Source organism: Pseudomonas sp. GL_135, assembly GCF_057834665.1.
This window is the reverse complement of the sequence record NZ_CM174408.1, coordinates 2,552,201-2,577,579: the sequence shown is the minus strand read 5'-3', so window position 1 is coordinate 2,577,579 and position 25,379 is coordinate 2,552,201. Positions and strand designations below refer to the sequence as shown.

Here is a 25,379-nt window from a genome sequence, read left to right as displayed (position 1 = left end):
CTAACGTGCACTCGCTTGCAGCGTGGACGAAATCAACAGGCATCCGCATGCGCAGCGATGGCCGTGAAAGGCGACCGGGATACCGTTGTCATTGAAGGTGGGGTGCCCTTCGGCCACGAACGTCGGGCCATGCCCGGGCAGCGGACAAAAGACAGGATCGTTCAGCCGGGCGACCCCAATGCCGCCGAATTTCATGACCCCGGAACCCGAGAGCACCTGGCCGCCGCCGGTGTGCGTGTCGCCAATGCGGATGATGTTTTTCATGATTTGTCTCTCTTCATTGCAGAAATAAAAGTTGATCGAATCCACCCGACTTCATAGAGGTCGGGGATGTAACAGTGCTTTGCACAAAAAAGTGCATTGCAGGAAAAGCCCTTCAGAAAGTGCGCCTGGCAGTCTTTCAGGCAGTTTTAGATGCCTCTGAAAACTGCCTATGGGTAGCGCTTGCTCGTGCGCCCGCACCCAGGTTTTATTTGGATTTACGGCATCTATTGACGGCCATTTTTGTCAGCTTTTCTTCTGTTAACCGATCTAACAAAAACGGATCATGAGAGCGGATGACATCTACATATACCGGGTTATCCGGCTGAGGCTTGTTAAATACCAAAAAGGCCAGCTTTTGTTTGAAGTAATAACAGCCTGACAACGTTTTCACGTATTTCTCGGACTTTGCATTCAAGAGATCATCCATGGAGGCATATCGATCGTATACCTCAACCTTGCCTATTTTTCCCAGGAGAAAGTCTCCGCTAGTTTTATTGCTGATCATTGGCCAAGTGTCGAATGCGTAGACCGAATGCATCCAAGTATTAGCGAGCTCCTGTGCAATGCTTTGAGAGTCTTCGTCGATCTTTGCATTGAGACCGCACATCCCCGCAAGCACTCCAGCGCCATTTCTCGAGTTTCTGCCATCGGCATACGCGCAATCGATATACGCACCGCGCGCATCTGCTTTTAAAGTGTAGTAATAACTGTCTCTTCCGAAAGCGAACAGCGCGGGCGCATTATTGATGAGCTTTACGCCTGTCGATAAGCCATATCGATCGCCGATAATATTGGGATATTGAAACTCCTGACCGCTAACATGCGCTGTCAGGGTTCCATCTTTGTCGCTGGAAGAAATTGAAAAGGCTGCGTTCACCCCGGTTGCCATCGACAGGCACATAAGCCCCAGTAACACCTTCACGATTTTCATAGCGATTTCTCCGGACATCCTTCGTGACTGCTTTAATTGTCTTCTTAAAAGGTCCCGTGCATCGGGATCAATTATTTGCTAGCCGTAACTGTCTTTATTTGCACGCGTCAATGCCTGAGTTGCCGCTCCTATTAACGGCACTTTCTGACGGCCATTTTTGTTAATTTGGCTTCTGTTAACCGATCTAACAAAAATGGATCGTGAGAGCGGATTACGTCTAGAAATACAGGCGTATCCGGCCGAGTTTTGTTAAACACCAAGAATGCCAGTTTTTGTTTGAAGTAATAACAGCCCAACGACGTTTTTACGTATTTCTCGGGCTTTGCATTCAAGAGATCCTCCATGGAGGCATATCGATCGTATACCTCAACCTCGCCAATTTTTCCCAGGAGAAAGTCTCCGCTGGTTTTATTGCTGATCATTGGCCATGTGTCGAATCCATAGACAGAGTCTTGCCAGTCGTTTGAGTAGTTCTGAGCGATCACCTGAAAGTCTTCGATAATTCTCTCATCCAGCCCGCACATACCAGCAAGCACTCTGGCCCCATTTGTGGAATTTCTGGCATCGGCATACGCACAGTCAATATGCACACCCCCTGCATGCGTTTTTAAAGTGTAGTAATAGCTATCTCTACCCAAAACGTAGAGCGCGGGCGCATTATTGATCAGCCCGTCCGTCGTCCAGAGACCATCTTGGTCACCAATAATATCCGGGTACTTAAATTCATGACCATCCACACGCGCTGTTAAGGTCGTATTATCGGCACTAGATGATAAGGAAAAATCAGCGCTTAGCCCAGTAGACATTGACAAACACATGAACATCAGTGTCGCGCGCTCAATTTTCATAATAGCGTTCCCGACAGTCTTGATGACTGCTGTAGTATTTTTTCAAAGCGCTCTGCATAGGAAGCAATCAACGCTGCTTTATCCATCTTATTAATAATTTGCCTAGCATATAAATAGTCGCGCGCATCATCTTTAAAATAATAAGAGAGTTTCCTCCCTGTAAAAAGCCCTTTGGTCATACCAATGATCATAATAGGCACGGAATGCTCGACTCTAGCCGCCGCATCCGGATCAGCGACATAATCGAAGCCTCGCAAATCAGAAAACTTTCGATAATTAGTCTTCCATGTTAGATGCACACAACCGCGCCCTCGATATTTAAACCCATCGCCCTTACTGGTATTTCCGTATTTCACAGCTTCCGCTCGCTGGCCTGGGTTAGGAGCAAGAACAGGGTCGTACTTATTAAAGTAAGAAAGCTCTCCAATCTCAGGTTTTTCGCTGAAAAACTCGCGTGACGGCCAGTGATAGGTTTCATGTCTGACCGTTGCCAACATATAAGCAACCTCGTACACGCTCGCAACGTCGGTGGATTCCTTGTAATACTTGTTGATCGCCACGACAGTCCTGCGCAGATTTTCTCTTGAACCCGCCGTTAGCGCGGGCGTGCCCGTAGCGAAGCGGGTGTGTTCCGCGGCATACAAGGTTAAAAATGCTTCGACATCTATCAGGCCACCTGTCTTTTCAAAACACCCGATCAAGCCAATCGGATGCAGATGATGCAACTTCCCATCCGCCGGCAACCCAAGTCGCTCGGCGACCTCTGCCCACCAACTCATCGCCTTGATCCGCTCCTTCTCCGCCAACCAGTTCAGGTTAGGCGTCGAGCCGCCGTGCCCCAGCAAGTCGTCCAGCGCATCCCACTTACCCGGAACGTGATGCCATTCGCTTTGGTAGCGTACGATCAATTGCGAAATCGACTGGGCATGGGCAGGCAGTTTCAGTGCGGCTTGTATCTCGCTACCGCTCAGTTTGCCGTCGCGGTTTCGGTCAATGATGTCGAACAGGCGCTTTTTGATCGGGCCTTGGTCGGCCTTGTCAGCCGCCGCGCCATGGCGGGTGATCTCGTCCTCGTTGAACCGGCCTGATGCACGCATAAAAGAGGCGAGCATGCTCCGCGGCGAATCATAGTCGGCGAGGGTCTCGTAGCCTTCCCACGACCAAGGACTGAGCCACGGCGTCACGTCCACTTCTTCACGTACCCATCCGTCGAGCAGGTTGTTGTCGGCGTCGTGCAGCAGCCCATCTAGGCGATACCAGTTGCACGCTTTGCTGTCGGCACTGGCAGGCACCGCGATTTTTCGCTCGGCCGGCAAACCGTCGAGCAAACTTTTGGGAAGCAACAATTGCGCAGCGCTGGGCGTGCCAGCCGCCTTCAACGTCGGCGGCTTTTTGCTGCTAAAAGTGCCCTGATGCGCGACCACGGGAGTGCCTTTCACCAGCTTCAGCCAGGTCCTGCTGCTCGCAGGCAGCTTGTCTGCCCAAACACGGCTCAGGCGCAGGAACATGTTCACATCGCCCGCGCTGAACACCTCCAGGTGCAGACGATTCTCCGGGTAATCGACGGCGCCTTCGTGATAGCGGCCAATGTGGCCGATCAGGTCACCGGCCTTGATCGCAACCGGCCTATCCAGAACGACAACGCTGCCCCGCGCTTCCGGCTCGGCTGCGCCGCTCTGCAACGAAGCGAAGTGCACGTATTGATTGACCCGCTCCAGCTTGCGAAACCGGCCCGTACCACTGACCGTCACCTCGGTGCCTGGATACAGCGTGCCGATCTCGTTGCCTTTGCGAACCATTGGCTGAGCACGGACGTTCAGGGGCGTCTCGGAAACGACCCGATGCTGCTCGCCCGCCATGGGTCGCAGGAAGTCGGCGCAGACATAACCTCGCACCGCACCGCTGGCGTCTTTCAGGTGATCGGGGCCGGGGGTGTTTTCAAGCTTGCGATAAGTGCCTTCGCCGCTGACCTGGACTTCCGCACCACGCGCCAGCCAGCCGATCATCGCGCCCTTGCTCGCCTTGTTGCGCGCGTTCAGTCCGCGTTGCCCGGGGTAGTCCCCATGGATGTCGTTAACGTCGACGCGAACTTGAAGGGTCGATCCGGATTTCCAGAATCCTGGCCTGACGACAGCCGAGTCTTTTTCGTACGCCGCCCAATCCCGCAAATGCATGTAGAGGCTGTAGATGATCAGACTCGGCGGCGTGTCCGTGCTGCCTTTGATGGCAGGCGGCTGCAAGCGGTGCCGCACCAGCACGAAATTGCGCGAGAACGGCTTTGAAACGGGCTGTTTATTGACGAAATACGTCGTGGCAGGCGACTGCTCATCTATGCGATACGCCACCACTTCACCGTCCGCGATGCAGTCCACGCTCGACTGGTCCAGCGTGCCCGCCGTTCCCGCATCAAAATGCACACCGCCATGCCAGAGCCCGCTGCTGCCGAGGGGATAGCTGCCGCTCGCGGCATTTGCCAGATGGGTCAGGTGCTGGAGCGCATCGCGTTTATCGCGGAAGGGATGGTTCCAGTTTTGGACTGGTTGCAGTAGGTCGGCATCTCGCTGCGCGTCGGCAGATGAACGCGGCGGCAAGGTGTCGGGCGTTGGCAGTATCGGTGACTGGGTTTCTTCCCATCCGAAGGGCCGGGCAAACAGAGTATTCATAGCGTTATTCGCTCCTGCGATGACGGCGCGGTGCGCCCGTGAAGTCCATTCGCCCTTTTGCAGGCGCGCGACAGTAGAAGAGCCTGGCGGGGAGCCGGACCTTGGTCTTAAAGGATGTAAGCCGGGGCGCTCGGTAAATTGCAGTTGTCGTTGAACCGCAAATTAGTGGACGCGCTACGACATAGAGGTGTCCGCCGCCAAGTCTTGATGCTGGCATTAGGTGGAGACAAAGGCCCGTTATGCCCATGGTCAAATTACCAACTGCCATAGGGAATACCGTGTTGGTCAATCCAGGCCCTTGCCTCTGGATTGGGTGCTCGGTAAAACAGCCCTTTTCCGTCTTGGTTGGGCCCGAGCGGTTCGACTTCAGCTTGGTAACGGCCAACTTCTTTGAAGCCCAGGCATGGCTCACCGACCCACACTTTGACAATTCCCGCTGGGGCCATGCCTAAGGTGATGACATTCCGGTAATCGTCCCTCCAATCATTCGGGACCAGACAAAACGCTCGTTCTGGACGAACCATCTCATCTCGCACCCACTGTGGTATCTGTATTTTGATCCTGTAAGCCTGCGGCTCTACTAGCGACTGCCATCGCAAAAAGATCAGGTCTGGCAAGTCAACGTTGTTTATAGGTTTGCCTCCTGTCCCCCCTTGGTGCCAGCCCTCCACTTTCCCGGTGTAACTGGCGACGCCGCCGTGAACTCGGAAGAATGCAAGTCCACGTTTGTCCAGCACGTCAACGGCCTCAACCCAGACTTCCATGTGCTTGGGTGCAGCAAAACCTATGTACCAGGCCGGATACGGCAGCTTGGGGGCTGGGGGTAACCTTGGGCCACTCGCGCACGCGCTGAGGCTGAGTAACAGACCGGCTAGGCAAACCAGCTTTTTCAGGTGGAGAAGCAAGTCTGTGGCTGAGGCCCTTGAACCAAGCCGTAATTGCGCCTGCGGCTGCTTGTATTGATAGTACTTGCGAGCACTCATGGCTGGGTTACCAACTGCCATAGGGAATGCCGTTTTGGTCTATCCAGGCCTGTGCTTCTGGATTTGGTGGTCGGTAAAACAGTCCCTTTCCGTCTTGATTAGGGCCCAGCGGCTCGACTTTAGCTTGATAGCGGCCGACTTCTTTGAAGCCCAGGCACGACCCGCCTAACCACACTTTTACAATCCCGCCGGGTGCCATGCCGAGTGTGATCGTCTCTCGATAGTCTGTTTTCCATTGATGATTCCACTGGCATAGAACACGCTCTGGTCTAACCATCTCATCACGGACCCACTGCGGTATCCGGATGCTGATTTTGTAAGCTTGAGGCTCTACGAGTGATTGCCAGCGCAGAAGGAGTTGGTCTGGTAAGTCGACGTTATTGATGGGTTTCCCCCCAGATGTTCCCTTATGCCAACCCTCAGGCTTACGCGTGTAGCCGGCGACCCCGGCATGCACGTTGAAGAAAACGTATCCCCGCTGATCGAGCACATCGACGCTTTCCACCCACACCTCCATATGCCTAGGCGCGGCGAAGCCTACGTACCACGCCGGGTAGGGCAGCTTGACGGATGGAGGTACTGAGCCTCCCTTTGCACAGGCGCTCAGGCTGATTAGTAATCCCGCTGCAAACATCAGACGTCTCATTCTGGGTAGCCTTCCTGCGGACGGTTGAGATGCACATTCCTGCGATTCAGCGGTGCCGGCTTGCTAAGCAAGAAGGGGCCTCTTGGAGTCCAGTGCGCGGACAGGTGGATGTACCGCGCTCGTAGCAACGCTTCTTCCGCAGGTTCAAGTCGTACCAGCCGGTCTGTCATTACCCGCTGCAAGATTCGCTTGGCGATAGGCAGGAGTTCGTCCGGTAACTTGAAGCGTTTATCCGTCTCGGTAATAACGTCGAATGGCACCCCATGACGGACACTCATCTCACGCATGACACGCAGTGCAATCAGGCTAAGTTCGCCATGCACCGGGCGTTCAAGGATTACGGTTATCCAGTAGTCCTGCATGACCGGCTCAGCTTTGCCGCGAGGATTAGTTGCGGCAGGCCAGGCTTTCACGGCGACGTAGCCATCACGGGCCACGGCTGATGCGCGCAATGCCTTGGCGTCCTCTTCTGCAAGGCCCCATGCAGCGTGGGATTCAATCCTTTGACCAGTCGGAACGCTCGCCTTACGGGGCTGGGTCATCCACAACTTTTCTCGCGCTCGTGGGAGGTAGCCCCCACCGACATCGGAGTGGGCGCCCGGCAGGCTTATCTGAAGGTGAGTGTGGTGTACTTGATTAAGAGAAAAGTCGGCCCGGTACTCGTCGAGCGCCTGAAGCTGAATGACCTGCCGCGCGCAGTGGGGTGGTAGGTAGAGATTGACGCCACGATTAACGTCGTCGCCAGGGCTGAAGTCCCCATGCGCAGGGTTTGAGATAGCAGCAACCGTATCGAACAGACCGATCAAATTGATGCAAACATCTGCGGCTGCATCAAAATTTTTCAGCAGGCCCGCCACGCCACCTGTAAGAAGTTCGCCGAATAACCCACGTCCTGGCTTGAGCACTTCATTAGCGCAATGCCGTGCAGCGGCAGCGCCACGGCTAAAACCAATAATGTCGAATTCGATATTCTGGATAACAATGCCGGGATTGGTTTGGTGGAAGCTACTCAACTGCTTCGCAACCAGATCGGGGACCTGCTTGACCCGCGCTACTACCCCAGTCTCACCTTGGCCAAGACCCTGACCAATGACAGTTGCATCTTCGCCACCGCTGCGGGTGCCGATACCTTCAATGTACGCCTTGATGTAGCCGGCTTTTGCTTCAGCCGATATGCCATCCACCGCGCTGTCCGGATACAGCTGATACAAATACGCCACATTACTCGGCGCATTCCCGTAACTGTTATCTGGAGCGCTATTGAAGGCACTCCCGTCAAACTCCCCAAACCCATACTGCTTGCACGTCGCGGCAATGCTCTCCAGCTCTTCACGGCTAAAGCTGTCCAAATCCGATTGTCGGCACTGTGCGGTCGCTGCCGCATTGCTCTGGTTATTCCCCGTACCGTCAAAGAAAAGCCCGATACGCAGAGTGATGCCCTCGGTGATTTCTTCTTCCTCTTCTTCCTCCTCAAGTGGCTCGGGCTGTTCAACCGGCGCGGCATTTTTGATCATGCTCCGCTCGTAATGAATATTGCCGCCGCTGAAGCTAGGCCAGAATTCGTGCAGTTCAGGCGGAATATCCAGCAGGGGCGGCAGGACTGGCATTTCAATCGGCTGTTCCGCTTTCGCTTTGAAATCGAAGTGCGCGGCTTTGATCAGGTAGTCGCCGGCGGTGCCGGATTCGATGCTGCACCGCTCGATGGCTAGGTAGCTGCCGCCGGCGTTGAGGACAATTCGCTTCTTGGCGGTGATGTGGATTTCGTTTTCGGTGCTGGTGATGTTTATTCCCTGGCGAGCGAGCAGTTCAAGCGTGTCGTTCTGCGCCTGGATGCTCACCGGGCCTTCGTTGGAGATCAGCTTGAGCCCGACCTTGCGCACGAACAGGCTCAGGCCCTGGCCGATACCCATGAACAGTTTCTTGACCACGCTGATGTCGGCGTGGCCGCCCGCGTCGAGCATCAGGTTTTCTTGTGCGGCCAGTTGCAGATGCTTGCCGCTGGTCAGGGCGATGCCGTCCGGGGCGCTGAGCAGCAGGACCGAGGATTTGAGCGCGTCCAGGTCCCGTTTCAGCAGATCAAGTTGCGCCTGCACGTCAGCGGCTTCGGCGTTACTAATGGCGGCATCTGCCGAGATTGTTTCCAGTTGTTCGCCGGCACTCTGCAAGCGACCGACCGCCGCGCTCATGTCGAGCTGTTTACCCTGCGCCCTGGTCTGTTCATCCGCACTGATAAACACCCCGCGCCCGGCCCGAATCGCACCCCAGCCATCGGTGCGCAATTCAAACCCTTCGCCGCGCTTATCCTTCTCGTTGTCGACCAGATGCCCAAGGTTGAGCTGGCTCTTGCCGCTGTGCTCGGTGCTGAGTTTGATGTGCTCCTGGCCGCGATCGTCTTCCATGCGCAGCTTGTTGTTGGCCGGCGTGCGGAGGACATTGCGCTTGTAATCGCTGCGCAGTAGCGTCACATGGTCAGGATGGCGACTGTCATGAAGCGCATTGGCTATGTAAGGCCGATCCGGGTCGCCTTGCTCGAAGGCAATCGCCACTTCGGTGCCGCAGATCAGCGGCAAGTGCAGGCCGTGGGTATCGCCCGCATAAGGTCGGGCGAGGCGCAACCAAAGGCTTTCCTCACCCAGCTCCCAACTGTCGCGGTCAAACAGAAAGTTGACCTTGTAGCGGCCTTCGCGGTCGATGTGGCTATAGGGATCGTTGGCCAGCGAGCTGGTGACCCGGGCCGGGACGGTTCCGGCAATTTGCGGCTTCGCCAGCAAAGGCGCCCGAAAACACACGCTCTCGGAATACGGAATCGCTTCAAAGCTCAACTCAAAACTGCGATCCCGCGCAGCGCGCAGCTGCAGTCCTGTAATGACCGCTCCCGGCTCAAACGCTTGGGGCGCGCCGCCAGAAATTTGCAGGACCTGCGCCAGTCCCAACGAAGCGCTGCTGCTGATACCGCTGAGCCGAGTCTGATCATTCAGATACCGCTCATGCCGCAGCCGACCATAGAAAAATCCGCTCTCCCCAAGCAGATCTTCATCCTGATCCAGCTTGTCGCCCAATACGCGATACGGCTCCGCATAGTGATACGCCTCGCCATACGTTGTGGTGTCACCCCGAGTCTGATCTACATCCCCATCCAGCCATGCGTTCGCATCCCGATGGTGATAAGCCCGAAAGTGAACGCTCTTCTCCACTACCTCATGACTGACCTGCAGCCCCCAGACGCCATCCCTCCCGCTGCTACCCAACCCCGACTGAGGCCTGAACGGCAAACTGATCCGAGGGCGAACGTAATGCCGCTGATCATCATGAAACTCGACGACCGCAATACCCAATCGCTCATCATTACTAAAGCGATACCAGATCCCCACCTCGGCTAACAGGCGGGAAATAAACGCCAGATCGCTTTCGCCGTACTGCATCACCTGCTCGCGCGCCGGGTACTCCCGCACCAGCGTGAACAGAAAATCCTGCCCTTCAAAATCATGCCGCGTCCGCAGAATGCTCTCGACAATCTGCGGCACCGACTGATGCTGATAAATCCGAAACTGCCGCCCACGACCCAGCAAGGCCAAGCGCGGCTCCAGCGTCACTTCATAGCGCGCCTCGTCAGCCGAGCCAGACAGCCGCTTAAACCCGGTGATGACCCCATGCAACGTCCGCAGCGGTTCAACCTTAGGCACCGGCAAGCCAGGAATAGCCATCGGCAACGTGTGGGGCGCCGCATGCAGACTGAACTGCGCATCCTGCCCGAGCATCCGCTCAGCCCCGATGTCCCGCTCAACCGAGGTAAATTCCACGCGGTAATGAAAGGGCTGACTCAGCCGCTCCTCGCCCTCAAACGCCAGCACATCAAGCGCGACAGACAGGTTATGAACGGTCAGCTTGTGACGGCTATGGTCGAAAAACACCCCAATGGAATCGTTCATCATTCACCCTCCACCGAAGCCAGGGCTCCGACGAACTCAAGGGTGATGCCCTCCTCGTCGCAGTGCCCCAGCACCACGCCCCGGGTGGGCAATCGTGCCGCCTGACGCTGTAAAAGCTGTTGACTCAGCACCGGCAAAATCTGTTGATTGAGCAAGCTGTCGATGTTCCGCGCGCCGCTGTCGGGGAGCAGGCAGGCCTCCACCAGCGTGTCGTGCAGGCGCTCGTCGATCCGGCAGTCCAGCCCGTAATGCCGGCGCAACCGCTCCGCCACTTTGCCCAGCTTGATTGCCACTATGCGTTTGAGCGCAGGCGCCTGCAGCGGTCGATAAACCAGCGTCTGAAAACGCGCCAGCAACGCGGGCTGGAAGTGCTCGCGCAGCACCGGTCGCAGTTGCTCGTGCACCTCCCCGTCGAGTGCATCGGGGTTCGCCAGCAGGTAGTCCTGCAACAAATCGCTGCCCAGGTTGGAAGTCATGACGATGACGGTGTTGCGGAAGTCGATTTCGCGCCCTTCGCCGTCCCGCATGAAGCCTCGATCAAAGACCTGATAAAACAGGTTGAGCACGTCGCGGTGGGCCTTTTCCACTTCGTCCAGCAGCACGACGCTGTAGGGTCGCTGGCGCACCGCTTCGGTGAGCACGCCCCCTTGTCCGTAGCCGACGTAACCGGGCGGCGCACCTTTCAGCTGGCTGACGGTGTGGGCTTCCTGGTACTCGGAGAGGTTCAGGGTGATCAGCGATTTCTCGCCGCCAAACAGGGTGTCGGCCAGCGCCAGGGCGGTTTCGGTCTTGCCGATGCCGCTGCTGCCCACCAGCAGGAAGACCCCCAGCGGTGAGTCTTCTTCGGTCAGGCCGGTTTTCGCGGCGCGCAGGCGCTGGGCCATCGCCGTCAACGCGCGTTCCTGACCGATGACGCGGGACGCCAACGACTGCTCCAGAGCCAGCAGGCTGGCCTGTTCATCTTTCAGCAAGCTACTCAGAGGCACGCCGGTCCAGTCGGCAATGACCTGGGCGACGCTGCGATCGTCGACGTCCAGCGACAGCAGCGGCACATCGCCCTGGACCGCCTTGAGCTGGAGTTGCAGAGCCGCGCAGGTGCCGGAATCGAACACCTCGGCATGACGAGCAGCGAGCAACGTCTGCACGAGATCGAATTCGTTGGCGTGCTGGTGCTGAAGTCGCCCCAGCTCATCGCTCAGGGACAATAGCTGCTTGGCGATGGCCGCCAGACGTTCATCGGCGTGGCGTCCACTGATGCGCTGATCGTCTTGCAGCGCCTGGCGTTCCTGCTCCAGCGCGGACCGCCGGGCCTTGCTCGCGATCAGCGCCTGGGGTTCGCAGTCCAGGCTCATGCGCACCCGGGCGCTGGCGGTGTCGAGCAGGTCGACGGCTTTGTCCGGCAACTGCCGACCGGGCAGATAGCGGCGCGACAGCACCACCGCCGCCTGTATCGCGGCGTCCTCGATGTGCACGCCGTGATGGTTGGCGTAGCGGGCCTTCAACCCGCGCAGCATGATCATCGCCGTGGTGTCATCAGGCTCGTCGACCTTGACCGTCTGGAAGCGCCGCTCCAGCGCCGGGTCACGTTCAAAATACTGCTTGTATTCGCTCCAGGTGGTCGCGGCGATGGTGCGCAGTTCACCTCGGGCCAGGGCGGGTTTGAGCAGATTGGCGGCATCGGCGCCTCCGGCCTGATTGCCCGCGCCGATCAGCGTGTGGGCTTCGTCGATGAACAGCAGCACCGGATGCTCGGCCTGCTGCACGGCCTCGATCACGTCTTTTAGGCGCTGTTCAAACTCGCCTTTCACTCCCGCGCCGGCTTGCAACAGCCCCAGATCCAGTGTTCGCACGCTGACCGGTTTCAGGCTGGCGGGCACGTTGCCTTCGGCGATGCGCAGGGCCAGCCCTTCCACCAGCGCAGTTTTGCCGACGCCGGGTTCGCCCACCAGAATCGGGTTGTTCTTGCGACGGCGGCTCAAGATGTCGATGACCTGACGAATCTCGTCGTCACGGCCCAGCACGGGGTCGATCTCGCCGTTGCGCGCCTTGTCGGTGATGTCCTGGGTAAACCTCGCCAGCACAGGGTTTTCCTGGCGACCAGCCTCACCCTCCACAGGCGAAACATCCGGGCCAAGGTCCAGAACCTGCCCGGTCTGCGGACGCTCATCGGAATGCTCGTCCAGCAACGGCAGCAAGTGACGCAACTGCACCTCGCTCAGGCTGAGCAACGGCCAGGCCTCTAAGCATGCGAGAAGGTCGGGTGACTCGATCAGCGCCGCCAGGACGTGGGCCGAGCGCAGTTGCTCGTTGTCCTCGTCCAGCGAAGCGTGTACCCAGGCGTTCTTGATCAGCCGCTGCAACTTGTCACACAGCTGCGGCTTGGCCTGGACGCTGCGCGGCAGGCGGTCGAGGTGGTCGAGCAAGCCGGTCCACAGCGCTTCGATGTCCCACTCGTAACGCCGGCCGATCAGCACCAGATCGCCGTCGCCCTGCCCCAGCAGTTTCAGCAGCCAGTGCTCGATGGTGATGTGGCCGTGGCCCCGGCTTTGGCACAGCGTCGCGGCCGCACTCAGGGCCTGGGCGCAGAAAGGGTTGAGGCGGCGTAGCAAACGGGAGGAGCTCTGTGCCATGGGTCATCGTCCTTGAACGGATGGGGTAAGGAGCGTCGACGAGACCGTTGAGCGGTCAGCGCCTCGCTGTGTTGTCTGGAGAAACGTGGCGTGTCGATGTGCTTGGCGGAGCGCCCGCGACCGGGCGCTCAACCCAACACACCGCAGCCGGCAGACAGGCGTGCAAAAGCTGCCTGTCTGCCGGCCGTGCAGCGTCAGGCGGTCTGGCGTTCGTTCCACGAGTCGGAGTGGATGATGTTGCCGTCCTTGTAGGTCCAGGTGACCTTCTCGTAGCGCAACTCGACCATCTCCAGGTGGTTGTGCTTCTCCTTGGCCGGGTCCTTGACGTCGTGCATTTTCGGCGCGACGCGGACCACCTTGACGTTCTCCAGCAGGGTGTTGAAGTACTCGACTTCCTGGCCCGCGTCGTCGATGCGGTACCACTTGAACTCGGCGCTTTTCAGCGTCTGGCCGGTGCCGACGGCCTTGTACAGGTACGGGCTGCTGGCATCGATTTCCTTGGTGAACAGGAACGGCGTGTGCACCCGGGCGCCGGTCAATTTGCCGGTGTTGTTGTCGGTGGGGATGTAGACGCTGTGGTCCTGGGCGACCACTTCGACGCTGCCTTCCCGGGACTGCACGTTGACCGAGCCTTTGATGTCAGCGCCGCCGTCATCTTTGAGCCAGAGGTAAACGGGAATTGCCATGTGAAACTCCTTGCTTGGGTTATCGAGTGCCGCGAAATGCGACGGGGGTAGCCGGCCTGGCCCCGGCAGAAAGCGACCCGCAGGCCCCTTCTTCCGGCACCAGACGGATGTCGACGCGGCGGTTGGCCCTGCGCCCTTGTTCGGTGTCATTGCTGGCGATCGGTTGACTGGCGCCGTAGCCCTGCACGGCAAAGCAACTGCCGGGAATGCCGCCCATACGCTGCATCCAGTCGCGCACAGAAGCGGCGCGGTCGCGGGACAGGCGCAGGTTCTGCTCGGCGCTGCCGGTGGCGTCGGTGTGGCCGGTGACGACGATCAACCAGCCGGGTCTGGCCTTGATGCCGACCAGCGCATTGATCAGCACTTGGGTCGAGTCCGCCTTGAGTTCGGCGCTGCCGATGTTGAACAGCGACAGCGTGTCCAGACGCACCGGCGCGGACGCCTGCGCCATCTCGGCGGGCGGACGGTAACGGCCGATGGCGTGCCAGACCCTGATCCGCAGTTGTTCGGCGCGATAAAGGCCGAGGCCCAACGACCGTGGTTCGCCGTGGCGGTAGTAGTCATCCAGCCGCCGGACGTCGTCATGCAGGACGGTCAACGCCGCTTCGCGCAGGGCCCTGGCCTGCTGATCCTCGCGGGCGGTTTCGTTGATCGAGGCGTAGCGGCGCAGGTCGTCGCCGACCTGGCGGATCAGCAAGGTGTTCTGCCGGGCCGAGCTCGACATGGCAACGACGGCAGCGAACACCGCCAGCCAGATGCCGATGACACCGGCGCGCCGCGCTGCGCTGTTGCCGGTGTGCCGGGGCAGCAGTTCCAGCAAAGGGTCCGGCGCGGGCAAAACACCGCTCGCGTGCTCTGCAAGAAGAGTCGGCAACAGCCCGGTCTTTGCCTGTATCCAGTGCTGCCAGACGCTGGCCGAAACCTGTTCCGGCAAACGAGGTACGCGGCAGATCGCGTAGGTCACCGGCAACCGCGCGCGATGGCGGCCGGGGTGTGTGAAATGCGGGACAACACATTGTTCCAGCCATGCAGCGTGGGCGTGCATTTGTACGGCGAGCTGCATGCGGTCGGTGAGAGCGGCGGGCTCTTGTCTCTGCCAGTCCTCAACGCTGACGCAGGTGCCGTTGTGTCGTACCCGCGCCGATGGCTGGCCATTTTCCCAACTGAACCAGACGGATTCCCCGTTCGCACCGCCTTCTTCCCGGCTGAAGCCGGTCGCACCCACATCGCGCGCATCCTGGGACGCTTGTTGATAGCTCACCACCCACAGCGGCAGGGTCTGCGCGCGCTTGCGGATCACCGAAAGCTGGTGGGTCAGCGCACGAAGCTGGCCCTCCAGTTCCGCGCTGTCAGCGTGTTGGGCTGGATTGATGACAAACATGACGCTCATCTGCGCGCGCCATTGCGGACGGGCGGCCAGCAGAGCAGCGGCCATACCAGGCAATCGCTCAATACTCGGCACGCTGACGTAACACCCGATCGCTGTCGTTCGCACGGCGGTTTGCTCGGCGATATCGGCATCGACATCAAGATCAGCAGCAAAAAGCGCCGACGATCCCTGCCCGCACACCAGCACCACAGGCAGCCGGTATTCACCGCCGGGCAAGGACCGGCACTCATCCAGTGTCAGCGAACCACCGAGTCGGGAAGAACGTCGCTCCGCCAGCAGCCAGCTTCCGGTCACCAGAATCAGGGCGCCAAAGGCCGCCAGGGCTTGAGCGGACAGGCTCAGGGGCAACACGCTGATCACCATCAGCGCCAGGCATCCCGACCACAGGGCCAGTGCGCGCATCAACTTGAGTGTCATGGGCGCGTCACACCCGCTCGGTCACAAGGGAGGCGACCAGCGCCGCCAGATGCGAATCCAGCAGCCACCAGAGGCCCGCCAGCAGCAGACCGGCCGCGAACAGGTGCAGCAACGGGGCGCGCATCCATGCCGGCAAGGGCGTGCGGCCCCGTGCGTCGATCCACGTCGGCAGCGCCTGATCCAGGCTCACCGGCGCAACCCGGGTGGTCAACTCGGCCATCAACTGCTGACGCTCGGGGTGGTCGGGCGCCTTGTAGCGACCAAGAAAGCCGAGCATCAGCACGCGTTGATACACCCTCAGCACGCTCGGGTCCGGAGCCGGTTCGTTCAACACCTCACGCATTTCTTCGTAGAGAAACTGCCCCGCCTGATGACGTCCGAAGTAATGCGCCTGAAGCGGTTCGTGGGTCCATTTGGCGCGGGCACCGGCATCGGCGTGGACCAGCACGGTTTCGTCCAGCAGTGCACATTGGGCGTGGCTGATGAAATCAACATGGCGCTGGCTGACACCGGCTTGCGTCAGCCCGTCGCGAACCATTACCACCTGCCGGGTGCACAGGTTCCAGAGCGCATCGCTGTCTGGAGACGACGCGCCATGGCGCAACTCGACCACCAGCAAGTAAGTGTCCTGAAGCAGTTGATCGACATCGACGGGCTGCGCAGCCGCCTGGCTTTTCATCGACCGGCTCATGAGCGCAACACCGCAAACAGCTCAAGCTTGACGTCCGGCAGCGTCGCCGGTACGTAGAACGCGCAGACGCCTTCGGCGAGCACGGCCTGACCGCTCGGATGGGCAAAGTCGAGGGCGAAATACTGGTTCTCGAGACGCAGCGGAATCGCCGCCGGCACATGACTCAGCGGCTGCAACGGAACACCGTCCAGCGCGGCATTGATCAACTGATCGACGTCCTCCGGGGTGCCGACCTTGCACAGCCGCGGAAACTGCGCCTGCAGCTGCGCCGGGGCCTCGCGGCAGCGCACCGAGAGGTAAAAGTCAGCGGCGTCGGCTTCACGCAGGCGCGGATCATTGAGCGTCACTTGCCAGCGACCCGGGATCACCCGCTCCAGCTCCAGGGCGATCACCCGCGACGGCAGACTGGCTTCCAGCAACGTCGAGATCATCTGCATCAACGGCGGGAATACGGTTTCCAGGTCTTCGTGGCGGTACGCCGGAATGGCGTCAACGTCGTGTTCCAGGGAGAACGTCAGCAGCGCGCCCGCCAGCTTCACCAGTTCCTGATAGACCTGCTCGGGATGGCGCGCCGGGCTGGCCTTGAAATCGGCGAGCACGGGTTGATAGGTGTTCAGCGCATTGAGCAGCCAGAACAACGAAACATCGGCCACCGCGAAGTCGGCCATGCGCTGGTTACTCTCACGGCGCATGCCCATCAGGCGTTGTCGCTTGGAGGCCAGTTGAGTCAGCAGATTGTCCAACTGGACCTGCAAACCCGTGTGCCCGGCGAAGCTCAACAGCGGTGGTACGAACGCTTCATCCAGGCACGCCCGGCCCTGGCCGTCACGCACCAGCCGGGCGACCGGACAGGTCAGGTAATTAGCGTTGTCATCGCTGGCCAGACGCAGGCTCAGCATGTGATCGAGCACGCCGATCGACTGTTGATCGTCGCCGTACAGATCCTGCACCTGTCGCCAATCCTGGCGGTAACGCACCGGCCGTTCAGCGCGAGCGTCTTCAAACAGACAATTACCACCGTTGGCCTGCTCCAGCGGCAGGCACAACACCACCGTCGCGCCCTGCCCCGGCTCGATCTGAATCTGTTCGAGGGACAGCGCGGCGGGCAGCCGATCAACGCTGTCGGTATCGATCAGCGTGCCGTCGGGCATGCGGACGCGCAGAGCGGACGCCTTGAGTTTGCCCAGCCGCAGCGCCTCACCATCGAAGGTCGCCGTCTGCACACCCCACGGATGAACCCGCGACAGGTAAGCGATGCATTCGTTAGTCCAGGCTTCCCAGCGCGCTTGCTGCTGGAATTGCTGCTGAGACAGTAGCGCCCCGGCGGCCCAGAGAGGTCGGTCGATTTTCATGTTGTGCTCACCTATGGCCGACGTCAGGTTTTGGCTTTGGGCATCTGGGAAACCAGCGAGAGGTTCACGTCCATGCCTTCCACCTGGAAATGCGGCACGGCGTACAACTTCACGCGGAAGAAACCCGGGTTGTCGTCGATGTCTTCCACCGTCACCCGTGCATCACGCAGCGGGTGCGAGGCCTGCAAGTCGTCCCCGGGGTCGGTCATTTCGGTGACCAGCCCGCTGATCCACTTATTCAATTCCAGTTCCAGCAGACGCCGGTCTTTGGTGGTGCCGATGTTCTCGCGCTGAATCAATTTCAAATAATGCGCAATGCGCGACAGCAGAAAGATATAAGGCAAGCGCGAGTTGATCCGGCTGTTGGCCGTGGCATCGGCGGTGTCATATAACGCAGGCTTTTGTGTTGAGTTGGCGGAAAAGAAACAGGCGTAATCGCGGTTCTTGTAATACGAGAGCGGAATAAACCCCAGATTGGCGAATTCAAACTCCCGGGTTTCCGGAATCATCACTTCCGAAGGGATCTTCACCTGACTGCCGGTGCCAAGGTCATATAAATGAATGGGCAAGTCCGACACCGCCCCCCCGGACTGCGGTCCGCGAATCTGCACACACCAGCCATTGGCGACAAAACTCTTCACCATATTGGCAGCGAAGGCAAATGACGCATTGGTCCACAAATATTTACTGTGATCGGTGCCTTTGACACTTTCCACATAATTGAAACTGCGTACCGGAATGGTGTCCGGGCCATAGGGCAGTCGTCCCAATACCCGCGGCATGGTCAACCCGATATAACGGGAATCATCCGTGTCGCGAAACGACTTCCATTTGATGTATTCGGCGCGATCAAAGTAATTGCCGATGTCTTTGATGGCGGCGACTTCTTCCATGGTTTCCTTGCCGAAGAATGCCGGCCCTACCGAACCAATGAACGGCATGTGCGCTGCCGCCGCGACTTTGGATATATTGCGAAGCAGCGCGATATCTTGCGGGCTGCGATCAAACTCGTAACTGGATACAGCTGCGGCAATGGGTTCACCGCCAGGCGTGTCGTACTCTTGGGTATAGGTGTGCAGGTACAGACCGCTTTGAGCGATCTCGGGGGCGTCTTCGAAATCCTGGACCAGATGGTCCTTGCTGATGTCCAGCAATTCGATGCGCACGTTCTGGCGGAAATCGGTCTGGTCGATCAGCGATTTAACGCCGCGCCATGTGGACTCCACCCGCTGAAAGTCCGGGTGGTGCATGACGGCGTCGAGCTGGCGGCTGATCTGCGCGTCCAGCGAGGCGATGTGTTCGTCGAGGAGGGTCTTGTCGAGGCGCTGGACCTTGCGCGACGAGCCTTTGAGCAGGTTGAGGAACACGCTGACCGCCGCGGTCACGCGCTCATCGGCGGAAATCTCCGACAGCGCTTCGTTGTTCTGAAACGCCTCGATATCGCCCAACGCTGAAACCGGGTTGAGGTTGATTTTTGAAAACAGCGTGTTATACACGCCGGGGCTTTCTTCGGACAAAACGGTGCCACCGCCTGAGACTGCGGAAGAGTGCTTCGAGGACATGTTTGATACCTGCTAGAGACCCGGTTGATTAACGCGCTGTGGGTGCGGCGAGTGCGGCCAGTTCGGCGCGCAACTCGTCACTGAGCGTCTCGTCTTTGACGATGCGTTCAAGTTCATGACGGAAGGTCGCGTTGTCGAGCAGGTTTGATTTGAGATCGCGCAGCAGATTGCGGGTCGCCAATAACGCACGCAATGACGGTATTTGTCTTGCTACCTGTTCCGGTTCGAAGTCTTTCATTTTTTGAAAGTTTAAATCCACGGAAGCATCGGAGCCGTCGTCGGCAAAAGTATTTTCAACGGTCAGTTTCAATGCCGGAGCGAATTCAGCCAGCACACTGTCGAAATTATTCTTGTTGATATTGATTTTGGTGCGTTCGGACAAGGCTCGATCTTCCCGGCCGTTGCTGTAATCCCCCAGCACCATTAATTTGAGCGGCAACTCGACCTTCTTCTGCGCACCACCCGTGTGCAAATCGAGTTTTATATTGACCCGGGCTTTGGGCACTTCATTTTGAAAGCTGTTTGAAGCCATAACTCCTCCGTCGAAAATGCCACACGTCACAAAGGGGAATATCTGAACCGCAGGGCCTTTTTATCAGTCGAGCGTCCAGGACCCAAGCGGTCAAGTTTTAACAAGTGTGAGCAGCGAATGGGCTGATGAAGTTTTCATCGCATTCGGGAAGCGGCAAGGCTAATACCCTACGAATAAAAACTCTACCCACAAAGGCAGGTCGAGAGCTGTCCTACGGAAGTCTAGAAACTTTCCTACAAAATGATCCCGGTGAGCGGAACGGCTGCAGAATTAAACAGCCTGCGCCATACAGTGGCGGCGGGTTTTAAAGTACAGATATAAAAAACCGCAAGCGGTTGAACAGCATCAACTGTTCAACAGGCTTGCGGTGACGTCGAGCAATGAATCAGAAAATGTAATCGGTGGTCAGGAACGTCGACTCACGGTTATGGATGATGTCGCTGATGAGTGCCTTGTTGCTCTCCTGGAACTTGGTCGCCACCAGGGTACGGATCGAAAACACCCGCAACGCATCGTGCACCGACAGCGTGCCTTCAGCCGAATTCTTGCGGCCGTTGAACGGGAAGCTGTCCGGGCCGCGCTGGCACTGCGCATTGATGTTGATCCGCCCCACCTGATTGGCGAACGCATCGACCAGACGCCCGACCTGCTTGGGATCATTGCCGAAGATGCTCAACTGCTGGCCGAAATCAGAATCCAGCACGTACTCGATCACCGTTTCCAGATCGCGGTACGCCACCACCGGCACCACGGGCCCGAACTGTTCTTCGTGATACACACGCATGTCCGGTGTGACCGGGTACAACACGGCCGGGTAGAAAAACTGCCCGTGGGTCGTGCCGCCGCCTTCATTGACCACTTTGGCGCCCTTGCCCACAGCATCGTCCACCAGACCTTGCAGGTACTCGGTCTTGCCCGGCTCCGGCAATGGCGTCAGCGAGACGCCCGGCTCCCATGGCATGCCAGGTTTGAGCTGAGCGAGTTTTTCTTCGAACTTCTCGAGGAAACTGCCGACGACGTTTTCGTGCACGAACAGGATCTTCAACGCCGTGCAACGCTGACCGTTGAACGACAGCGAGCCGGTAATGGCTTCCGTCACCGCATTGTCCAGGTTCACATCCGGCAGCACGATGCCCGGGTTTTTGGCGTCCAGGCCCAGGGCGGCGCGCAGACGGTGCGGCTTGGGGTGGAGTCTTTTCAGGGCACTGGCGGCCTTGTTGGTGCCGATGAACGCGAACACGTCGATCTTGCCGCTGGCCATCAGCGCGCTGACCGTCTCGCGGCCGCTGCCGTAGATCACGTTGATAACCCCGGCCGGGAAGCTGTCGCGGAACGCTTCGAGCAACGGACGAATCAGCAGCACGCCGAACTTGGCCGGTTTGAACACCACGGTATTGCCCATGATCAGCGCCGGAATCAGCGTGGTGAAGGTCTCGTTCAGCGGATAGTTGTAAGGGCCCATGCACAGGGTCACACCCAGGGGCACACGGCGGATCTGGCCGAGGGTGTCCTGCTCCAGTTCGAAGCGGCTGGAACGGCGGTCGAGTTCCTTGAGGGCGTTGATGGTGTCGACGATGTAATCGCAGGTGCGGTCGAATTCTTTCTGCGAGTCCTTGAGGTTTTTGCCGATTTCCCACATCAGTAGCGTGACCACCGCGTCGCGCTGCTCGCGCATCAGCTTGAGGAAGGTCTCGACGTGATGGATGCGATCGGCCACGCGCATGGTGGGCCAGGCGCCCTGGCCCCGATCGTAGGCTTTGACGGCAGCGTCCAGCGCGGTCATTGCCGTGTCCGCGTCCATCAGGGGCGTGCTGCCCAGCACCACGGACTCAAGGCCTGTGTCGGTCTGCAGCGAGACCGGGCTCAACACCGGCGCCAACGGCCCGTGCCATTGGTGCAGTTCGCCATTGACCAGGTAATCGCGCTGCTCGATGGCCGGGCCTGCGCGGAACGGCTCAGGGATCTCGTCGGCGCGCGGGTACAGGTTGTCCAGGCGGTTTTGCAGGGTCATCTCATTTACCTCTTCCAGTCGGTCATCGTGCCAAACAGGCTGGACACACTACGCCACAGCCGCCGCCGAATGAAAAGCGTCGAGACAAATGTCACGTCCGGGTGACACGAAAATCGTCCGCGCTCGTTTCAGAGATGTTCATAGGCCACAGCCGTCTGGTTGCGACCCGATGCCTTGGCCCGAAAAAGCGCTTTGTCCGCCAGGCCGAGCAAGCCGTGTACGTCCTGATCGGTGGAGGTCAGCGCGGCGACACCGAGGCTGGCGGTAACCCCTTCGTCGTGCTGGCAGGTAATGTCGGCGATGGCCTGACGGAGCTTTTCAGCGATGGCATGGGCCGCTTCGAGCGTGGTATTGGCCAGCACCAGCGCAAATTCTTCGCCGCCCAGGCGTCCGCAAACGTCGCCTTCCCGCACGGATTGGCAGATGACCCGGCCGATCTGCCGCAACACGTCATCGCCGGCCTGATGGCCGTGGCAATCGTTGATGCGCTTGAAGTGATCGATGTCCAGCATCAGCGCGCACAGCGGCAGCCGGCTGCGCTTGCAGGTGTCGTAGGCGCGCTCGGCGCGATGGAAAAAAGCCCGGCGGTTTTTCACCCCGGTCAATTCGTCGGTCTGTGCGGCGTGGTCAGCGATGCCATGGGCATGTTCCATTTCGCGGCTGAGGCGAAATGCCCGCTCCATCGCCCGGCACAATTTGCGCGTCGCACTGACCACGAAAGTGGCAAAGATCAGCGACGCAGCAGCCATGCCCTGCTGCGCGGTCTGGGGCTGAAACAGCAGCCAGAGCGAGCACGGCAACAGCACCAGCGCAATCGACACCAGAGTCATCGAGCGGTACGCGGAATAACAGGACACCGCGCTCACGGTCATGCCCACCGCGAACAGCAGCACCAGTGTCTGGATCAGCAGATCACCGGCTTGCATCAGTGCCAGCGCACCACCGCCCCAAATGCCAGCGGACAGTACCAGCGTGATCCAGTAAACGGGTTCCCAGCGCTCCGGCGTCCGGGCGGTTTCCGGCATCCGAAAATAGGTGGTCAACATGATCAGGCGCAGGGTGGTCGAGGCGCCCAGCAACCCTAGCCACCAGAGAATCAGCGAATGCTCGAGGCGCTCCCAGCAAATCCAGGAGAGCATAATCGCCGCCAGAGCACTGCCGAACACCGAGAAAAAACTCTGACGGAAAAGCAACTGCAAACGATCGTTACGCACCTGGCCCCGTATCAGGGCCTCGCGCGCTGGTTGAGAATCATGGAGGTACATCAAATTCGCCCGACCCTGGCATTGGATGGAGCGGATTGTGGCATCGTGCTATGACAGTAAACAACTCGCGCGCCAACTAAATGCTGCGCCAGCCGGCGAGCGGGGTGATCCGCCGGAAAAATGACGGTTCGGGCGTCCAGGAGTCAATCCTTTTGCGCAAGTCCGGACGGCTGCAGACCGAGCAACTCCATCAGTTTTAAGGCGTCGCCCGTTGCGGCGCCGCTGGCGGTGTTATCGAAAATACACCACGTCGGCGCACCGCTTTGCGCCTTAGCCTTCAACGCGACGGCCAGACGAATCAAATAATCTTCTTCATAGCCGCTGTAATAGATGCGCGGCGCGCCGTGCAGTCGCCAGTAACGCATCCCCGGCCAGCCTGAGGGTTGGCTGTCGTTGCTGAGCCTCGACGGATCGACCGTTGCTTGCGCGATGCGATAGTGAAGAAGCATCGACTCGCCCTGCACCCAGCTTTCATGGCGCGGTTCAATGATCACATGGCCCTCATAGCGCTCGCGCAGCTGGATGAAAAAGGCCTCGGCCACCCGGTGCTCGAACGCCAGCGACGGTGGCAACTGCAGCAACAGGCAGCCAAGCCGTTCGCCCAGCTTCCCGCATTGACCGAGGAATTCATCCAGCGCCCGGGCGCTGTCGTGCAAGCGCTGTTCGTGGGAAATGAGCTTGGGGATTTTCACCGAAAAGCGGAAATCCGCCGGTACTGACTCAGCCCAGCGGGCGTAGGTCTGCGGTCGGTGGGGGCGATAGAACGAGCTGTTGATTTCCGCGGTATTGAATTGCCGGGCATAGCGCTGCAAGTGAGTGCCGTCGCCCGGAAACGCCGACGCATATTCACGGCCCAGACTCCAGCCGGCGCAGCCCACGAAAACTCTGCCAAGCGCTTGCGGGACAGCGCCGTTGAACACAGCACCCGTCAAAACTGTATCGTTCAAAGCAGCACCTCCCCGGCTTCACCCATGAAGATTTCTGCAGTCTTCGGTCCTATGCCGTCGAACGCCTGCAGGCGCTTTTCGAACTCGCCACGGTCGGCGCTGGCAGCAACCATCGCGCTGACAGTGCCTGCATATTCGTTAATCAGCCTGGATGCCAGCGCCAAGAGGCGCACGGCCGTGGATTCGTCGTAACGCGCGTAACCGCCCTCGCCCAGCATCCTCACCAGTTCCCGATGAGTGCACCCGGCCAGCTTGCGCGGCGTGTCGCGGCCGTGCCTGTCGACGATGACGTGATAGGTCTGCACCGCCGCCTGCGCCCGAATGCGCTTGCCCATCAGGAAACTGGCCAGCAACCATTTGAACAGCGCCGCCTCACCGCCCTCGACGAGGTCGATGCCCAGTTCCAGCGCTGTGATGTGCTTGCCCATGACCGCTCCTCGATATCCATTGCTGGAGTGACTTCCCAAGCGGCGGTTGAGTTCGATGTTTTGCGCGGCGTGCGGATCGACCAGCGTCAGGCGTTGGATAGCTGGTTGATGCCGATGACCTCGCCGCTCCAGATCATCTCGTAGTGAGCGCTCTGCACAATGGACGTGACGTGGCGCGGGGTCAGCAAAGCCCAGCAGACATTGCCTGGCGACCGCACCGAGTGGTAACGCAGCCCGGCCATCCCGGCCTGCTTCGCGGCCTTGCCCAGCACGTGGGACTGCGCGTAGTCGTCGGGTGCATAAATGGGGTCGGAGAGCGGGATTGAAGTTGCGTCGACGCTGCCCTCCTCGCTGAAGCTGCAACTCAGGCAGCGGAACACGAAGCGCTCGTACTTCAGCGCCGCGACCCGCGACCAGTACAACTGCTGATGATGACGCACTTCAGCGAGGGCCGTGTCGACGGTGTCAGCCAGATACAGCACGCCGAACTCGCCGCTGCTGAAGCGCGAACCTGCCGGGTTGACGTGGGTGAACGGCGCGACCGCGTAGGAACACCCGGGGATGCCGAACGGGATCTCGGCCAGGGGAATCAGCTCGATGCGGCCGACTTCGTTTTGCAGGCGCGGGTTGGTCAGCGCCTGAATTCGGTACAGCGTCTCGAACTCGGCGGCATCGGCAACGTCGCTGAACAGCTCGATGGGCGGGAATTTGGAATTGACCAGGCGATAGGCCTGCTGCGTCTCACCGGCGAGGGCGGGGAGCGCGTCCGGCGTCACCATTGTGCGCCCCGGAGGGTATCGATGCGGCGGAAGGTTTCGTACAGCGCGATCATGTCGCCCTGGGCCATGACGTCCAGAGGCTTTCTGCCATTGAAGAACTCGTTGTGGTTCTCCATCGACGGAAAGCCGTAGGCGTTGTCGGGGTTATCAAACAGGGTTCGGAGGGCGGCGTGGATGTTCAGCACGAAGCTGACCCGCTGCATCTGGTCCTGATCCAGTGCCACCGACCACTGTGCGTCGTCCTGGCGAGCGCGGGTGTACGTGCTTCGGGAAATGCGCAGAATCTGACAGGCTTGCTCGCTGGTGGCTTTCCACTTGTCCAGCACCCGCAACGCCGCCCGCAGACCGACCACGCATTCGGACTTCGAAAGTTGTCGCGCTGGAATGGCGGCGGTCATGGGCATACCTCTTGATGGCTACAGCTT

Annotated in this window: 20 protein-coding genes; all 20 read right to left on the bottom strand. The window is 59.3% G+C overall.

Going from position 1 to position 25,379, the window contains the following annotated elements; all coding sequences use genetic code 11:
- The 20 genes from AC3ISG_RS11415 to AC3ISG_RS11320 all read right to left on the bottom strand — a co-directional run bounded on the left by AC3ISG_RS11415 (position 1) and on the right by AC3ISG_RS11320 (position 25,352).
- On the bottom strand, positions 1 to 264 hold the full coding sequence (locus tag AC3ISG_RS11415; RefSeq protein ID WP_489299304.1) for a PAAR domain-containing protein: 264 nt from the start codon (positions 262 to 264) through the stop codon (positions 1 to 3).
- A gap of 205 nt (positions 265 to 469) precedes the next feature.
- Positions 470 to 1,195: a hypothetical protein gene (locus AC3ISG_RS11410; protein WP_489299303.1), complete on the bottom strand. Its 726-nt coding sequence runs from the start codon at positions 1,193 to 1,195 to the stop codon at positions 470 to 472.
- Positions 1,196 to 1,326: 131 nt separating this feature from the next.
- Positions 1,327 to 2,043, bottom strand: a complete 717-nt coding sequence (locus AC3ISG_RS11405; protein WP_489299302.1) for a hypothetical protein — start codon at positions 2,041 to 2,043, stop codon at positions 1,327 to 1,329.
- On the bottom strand, positions 2,040 to 4,706 hold the full coding sequence (locus AC3ISG_RS11400; RefSeq protein WP_489299301.1) for a hypothetical protein: 2,667 nt from the start codon (positions 4,704 to 4,706) through the stop codon (positions 2,040 to 2,042). The genes AC3ISG_RS11405 and AC3ISG_RS11400 overlap by 4 nt, the downstream gene beginning before the upstream one ends.
- Positions 4,707 to 4,960: 254 nt before the next feature.
- The gene (locus AC3ISG_RS11395; protein WP_489299300.1) at positions 4,961 to 5,689 is read right to left on the bottom strand and encodes a DUF2931 family protein; all 729 of its coding nucleotides are present in this window, start codon (positions 5,687 to 5,689) and stop codon (positions 4,961 to 4,963) included.
- A 7-nt stretch (positions 5,690 to 5,696) separates the two neighbouring features.
- Positions 5,697 to 6,323 (bottom strand): DUF2931 family protein, encoded by a 627-nt coding sequence (locus AC3ISG_RS11390; protein ID WP_489299505.1) that lies wholly within the window; start codon positions 6,321 to 6,323, stop codon positions 5,697 to 5,699.
- A gap of 8 nt (positions 6,324 to 6,331) precedes the next feature.
- A complete protein-coding gene (gene vgrG, locus AC3ISG_RS11385) occupies positions 6,332 to 10,264 on the bottom strand; it encodes a type VI secretion system tip protein VgrG (protein WP_489299504.1) in 3,933 nt (1,310 codons plus the stop codon).
- Entirely contained in the window at positions 10,264 to 12,894 is a 2,631-nt protein-coding gene (tssH, locus tag AC3ISG_RS11380; protein ID WP_489299299.1) for a type VI secretion system ATPase TssH, read from the bottom strand. Before tssH ends, vgrG begins: the two co-directional genes overlap by 1 nt.
- A 194-nt stretch (positions 12,895 to 13,088) precedes the next feature.
- Positions 13,089 to 13,580, bottom strand: a complete 492-nt coding sequence (locus AC3ISG_RS11375; RefSeq protein ID WP_065991578.1) for an Hcp family type VI secretion system effector — start codon at positions 13,578 to 13,580, stop codon at positions 13,089 to 13,091.
- Between the two features lie 19 nt (positions 13,581 to 13,599).
- Positions 13,600 to 15,387, bottom strand: coding sequence for an OmpA family protein (locus AC3ISG_RS11370; protein WP_489299298.1), 1,788 nt, complete (start codon positions 15,385 to 15,387; stop codon positions 13,600 to 13,602).
- Between the two features lie 7 nt (positions 15,388 to 15,394).
- Positions 15,395 to 16,066 (bottom strand): type VI secretion system protein TssL, short form, encoded by a 672-nt coding sequence (gene tssL, locus AC3ISG_RS11365; protein ID WP_489299297.1) that lies wholly within the window; start codon positions 16,064 to 16,066, stop codon positions 15,395 to 15,397.
- Positions 16,067 to 16,074: 8 nt separating this feature from the next.
- Positions 16,075 to 17,430, bottom strand: coding sequence for a type VI secretion system baseplate subunit TssK (gene tssK, locus AC3ISG_RS11360; RefSeq protein ID WP_489299296.1), 1,356 nt, complete (start codon positions 17,428 to 17,430; stop codon positions 16,075 to 16,077).
- 23 nt (positions 17,431 to 17,453) lie between these two features.
- Positions 17,454 to 18,992 carry a type VI secretion system contractile sheath large subunit gene (gene tssC / locus AC3ISG_RS11355; protein ID WP_489299295.1) on the bottom strand — a complete coding sequence of 513 codons (1,539 nt, stop codon included), beginning with the start codon at positions 18,990 to 18,992 and terminating at the stop codon, positions 17,454 to 17,456.
- Between the two features lie 28 nt (positions 18,993 to 19,020).
- Complete coding sequence (gene tssB, locus AC3ISG_RS11350) at positions 19,021 to 19,524, bottom strand: type VI secretion system contractile sheath small subunit (protein ID WP_272634438.1); 504 nt, start codon at positions 19,522 to 19,524, stop codon at positions 19,021 to 19,023.
- Between the two features lie 385 nt (positions 19,525 to 19,909).
- A complete protein-coding gene (locus AC3ISG_RS11345; RefSeq protein ID WP_489299294.1) occupies positions 19,910 to 21,535 on the bottom strand; it encodes an NADP-dependent glyceraldehyde-3-phosphate dehydrogenase in 1,626 nt (541 codons plus the stop codon).
- Between the two features lie 128 nt (positions 21,536 to 21,663).
- On the bottom strand, positions 21,664 to 22,800 hold the full coding sequence (locus AC3ISG_RS11340; protein WP_489299293.1) for a GGDEF domain-containing protein: 1,137 nt from the start codon (positions 22,798 to 22,800) through the stop codon (positions 21,664 to 21,666).
- A 143-nt stretch (positions 22,801 to 22,943) separates the two neighbouring features.
- Positions 22,944 to 23,720, bottom strand: coding sequence for a DUF72 domain-containing protein (locus AC3ISG_RS11335; protein WP_489299503.1), 777 nt, complete (start codon positions 23,718 to 23,720; stop codon positions 22,944 to 22,946).
- Between the two features lie 23 nt (positions 23,721 to 23,743).
- Complete coding sequence (locus tag AC3ISG_RS11330) at positions 23,744 to 24,175, bottom strand: HhH-GDP family DNA glycosylase (RefSeq protein ID WP_489299292.1); 432 nt, start codon at positions 24,173 to 24,175, stop codon at positions 23,744 to 23,746.
- 86 nt (positions 24,176 to 24,261) lie between these two features.
- Entirely contained in the window at positions 24,262 to 24,954 is a 693-nt protein-coding gene (locus AC3ISG_RS11325) for an RES family NAD+ phosphorylase (protein ID WP_489299291.1), read from the bottom strand.
- Positions 24,948 to 25,352 carry an antitoxin Xre-like helix-turn-helix domain-containing protein gene (locus tag AC3ISG_RS11320; protein WP_122536257.1) on the bottom strand — a complete coding sequence of 135 codons (405 nt, stop codon included), beginning with the start codon at positions 25,350 to 25,352 and terminating at the stop codon, positions 24,948 to 24,950. Before AC3ISG_RS11320 ends, AC3ISG_RS11325 begins: the two co-directional genes overlap by 7 nt.
- Positions 25,353 to 25,379: the final 27 nt, after the last annotated feature.

Excerpts from the sequence above, each read along its gene's own strand:
- AC3ISG_RS11405 (WP_489299302.1), bottom strand. The coding sequence starts at position 2,043 with ATGAAAATTGAGCGCGCGACACTGATGTTCATGTGTTTGTCAATGTCT.
- tssC (WP_489299295.1), bottom strand. The coding sequence starts at position 18,992 with ATGTCCTCGAAGCACTCTTCCGCAGTCTCAGGCGGTGGCACCGTTTTG.
- tssL (WP_489299297.1), bottom strand. The coding sequence starts at position 16,066 with ATGAAAAGCCAGGCGGCTGCGCAGCCCGTCGATGTCGATCAACTGCTT.
- AC3ISG_RS11400 (WP_489299301.1), bottom strand. The coding sequence starts at position 4,706 with ATGAATACTCTGTTTGCCCGGCCCTTCGGATGGGAAGAAACCCAGTCA.
- AC3ISG_RS11410 (WP_489299303.1), bottom strand. The coding sequence starts at position 1,195 with ATGAAAATCGTGAAGGTGTTACTGGGGCTTATGTGCCTGTCGATGGCA.
- vgrG (WP_489299504.1), bottom strand. The coding sequence starts at position 10,264 with ATGAACGATTCCATTGGGGTGTTTTTCGACCATAGCCGTCACAAGCTG.
- AC3ISG_RS11375 (WP_065991578.1), bottom strand. The coding sequence starts at position 13,580 with ATGGCAATTCCCGTTTACCTCTGGCTCAAAGATGACGGCGGCGCTGAC.
- tssH (WP_489299299.1), bottom strand. The coding sequence starts at position 12,894 with ATGGCACAGAGCTCCTCCCGTTTGCTACGCCGCCTCAACCCTTTCTGC.
- AC3ISG_RS11395 (WP_489299300.1), bottom strand. The coding sequence starts at position 5,689 with ATGAGTGCTCGCAAGTACTATCAATACAAGCAGCCGCAGGCGCAATTA.
- AC3ISG_RS11390 (WP_489299505.1), bottom strand. The coding sequence starts at position 6,323 with ATGTTTGCAGCGGGATTACTAATCAGCCTGAGCGCCTGTGCAAAGGGA.
- AC3ISG_RS11345 (WP_489299294.1), bottom strand. The coding sequence starts at position 21,535 with ATGACCCTGCAAAACCGCCTGGACAACCTGTACCCGCGCGCCGACGAG.
- AC3ISG_RS11370 (WP_489299298.1), bottom strand. The coding sequence starts at position 15,387 with ATGACACTCAAGTTGATGCGCGCACTGGCCCTGTGGTCGGGATGCCTG.
- AC3ISG_RS11330 (WP_489299292.1), bottom strand. The coding sequence starts at position 24,175 with ATGGGCAAGCACATCACAGCGCTGGAACTGGGCATCGACCTCGTCGAG.
- tssB (WP_272634438.1), bottom strand. The coding sequence starts at position 19,524 with ATGGCTTCAAACAGCTTTCAAAATGAAGTGCCCAAAGCCCGGGTCAAT.
- tssK (WP_489299296.1), bottom strand. The coding sequence starts at position 17,430 with ATGAAAATCGACCGACCTCTCTGGGCCGCCGGGGCGCTACTGTCTCAG.
- AC3ISG_RS11325 (WP_489299291.1), bottom strand. The coding sequence starts at position 24,954 with ATGGTGACGCCGGACGCGCTCCCCGCCCTCGCCGGTGAGACGCAGCAG.
- AC3ISG_RS11320 (WP_122536257.1), bottom strand. The coding sequence starts at position 25,352 with ATGACCGCCGCCATTCCAGCGCGACAACTTTCGAAGTCCGAATGCGTG.
- AC3ISG_RS11415 (WP_489299304.1), bottom strand. The coding sequence starts at position 264 with ATGAAAAACATCATCCGCATTGGCGACACGCACACCGGCGGCGGCCAG.
- AC3ISG_RS11340 (WP_489299293.1), bottom strand. The coding sequence starts at position 22,800 with ATGTACCTCCATGATTCTCAACCAGCGCGCGAGGCCCTGATACGGGGC.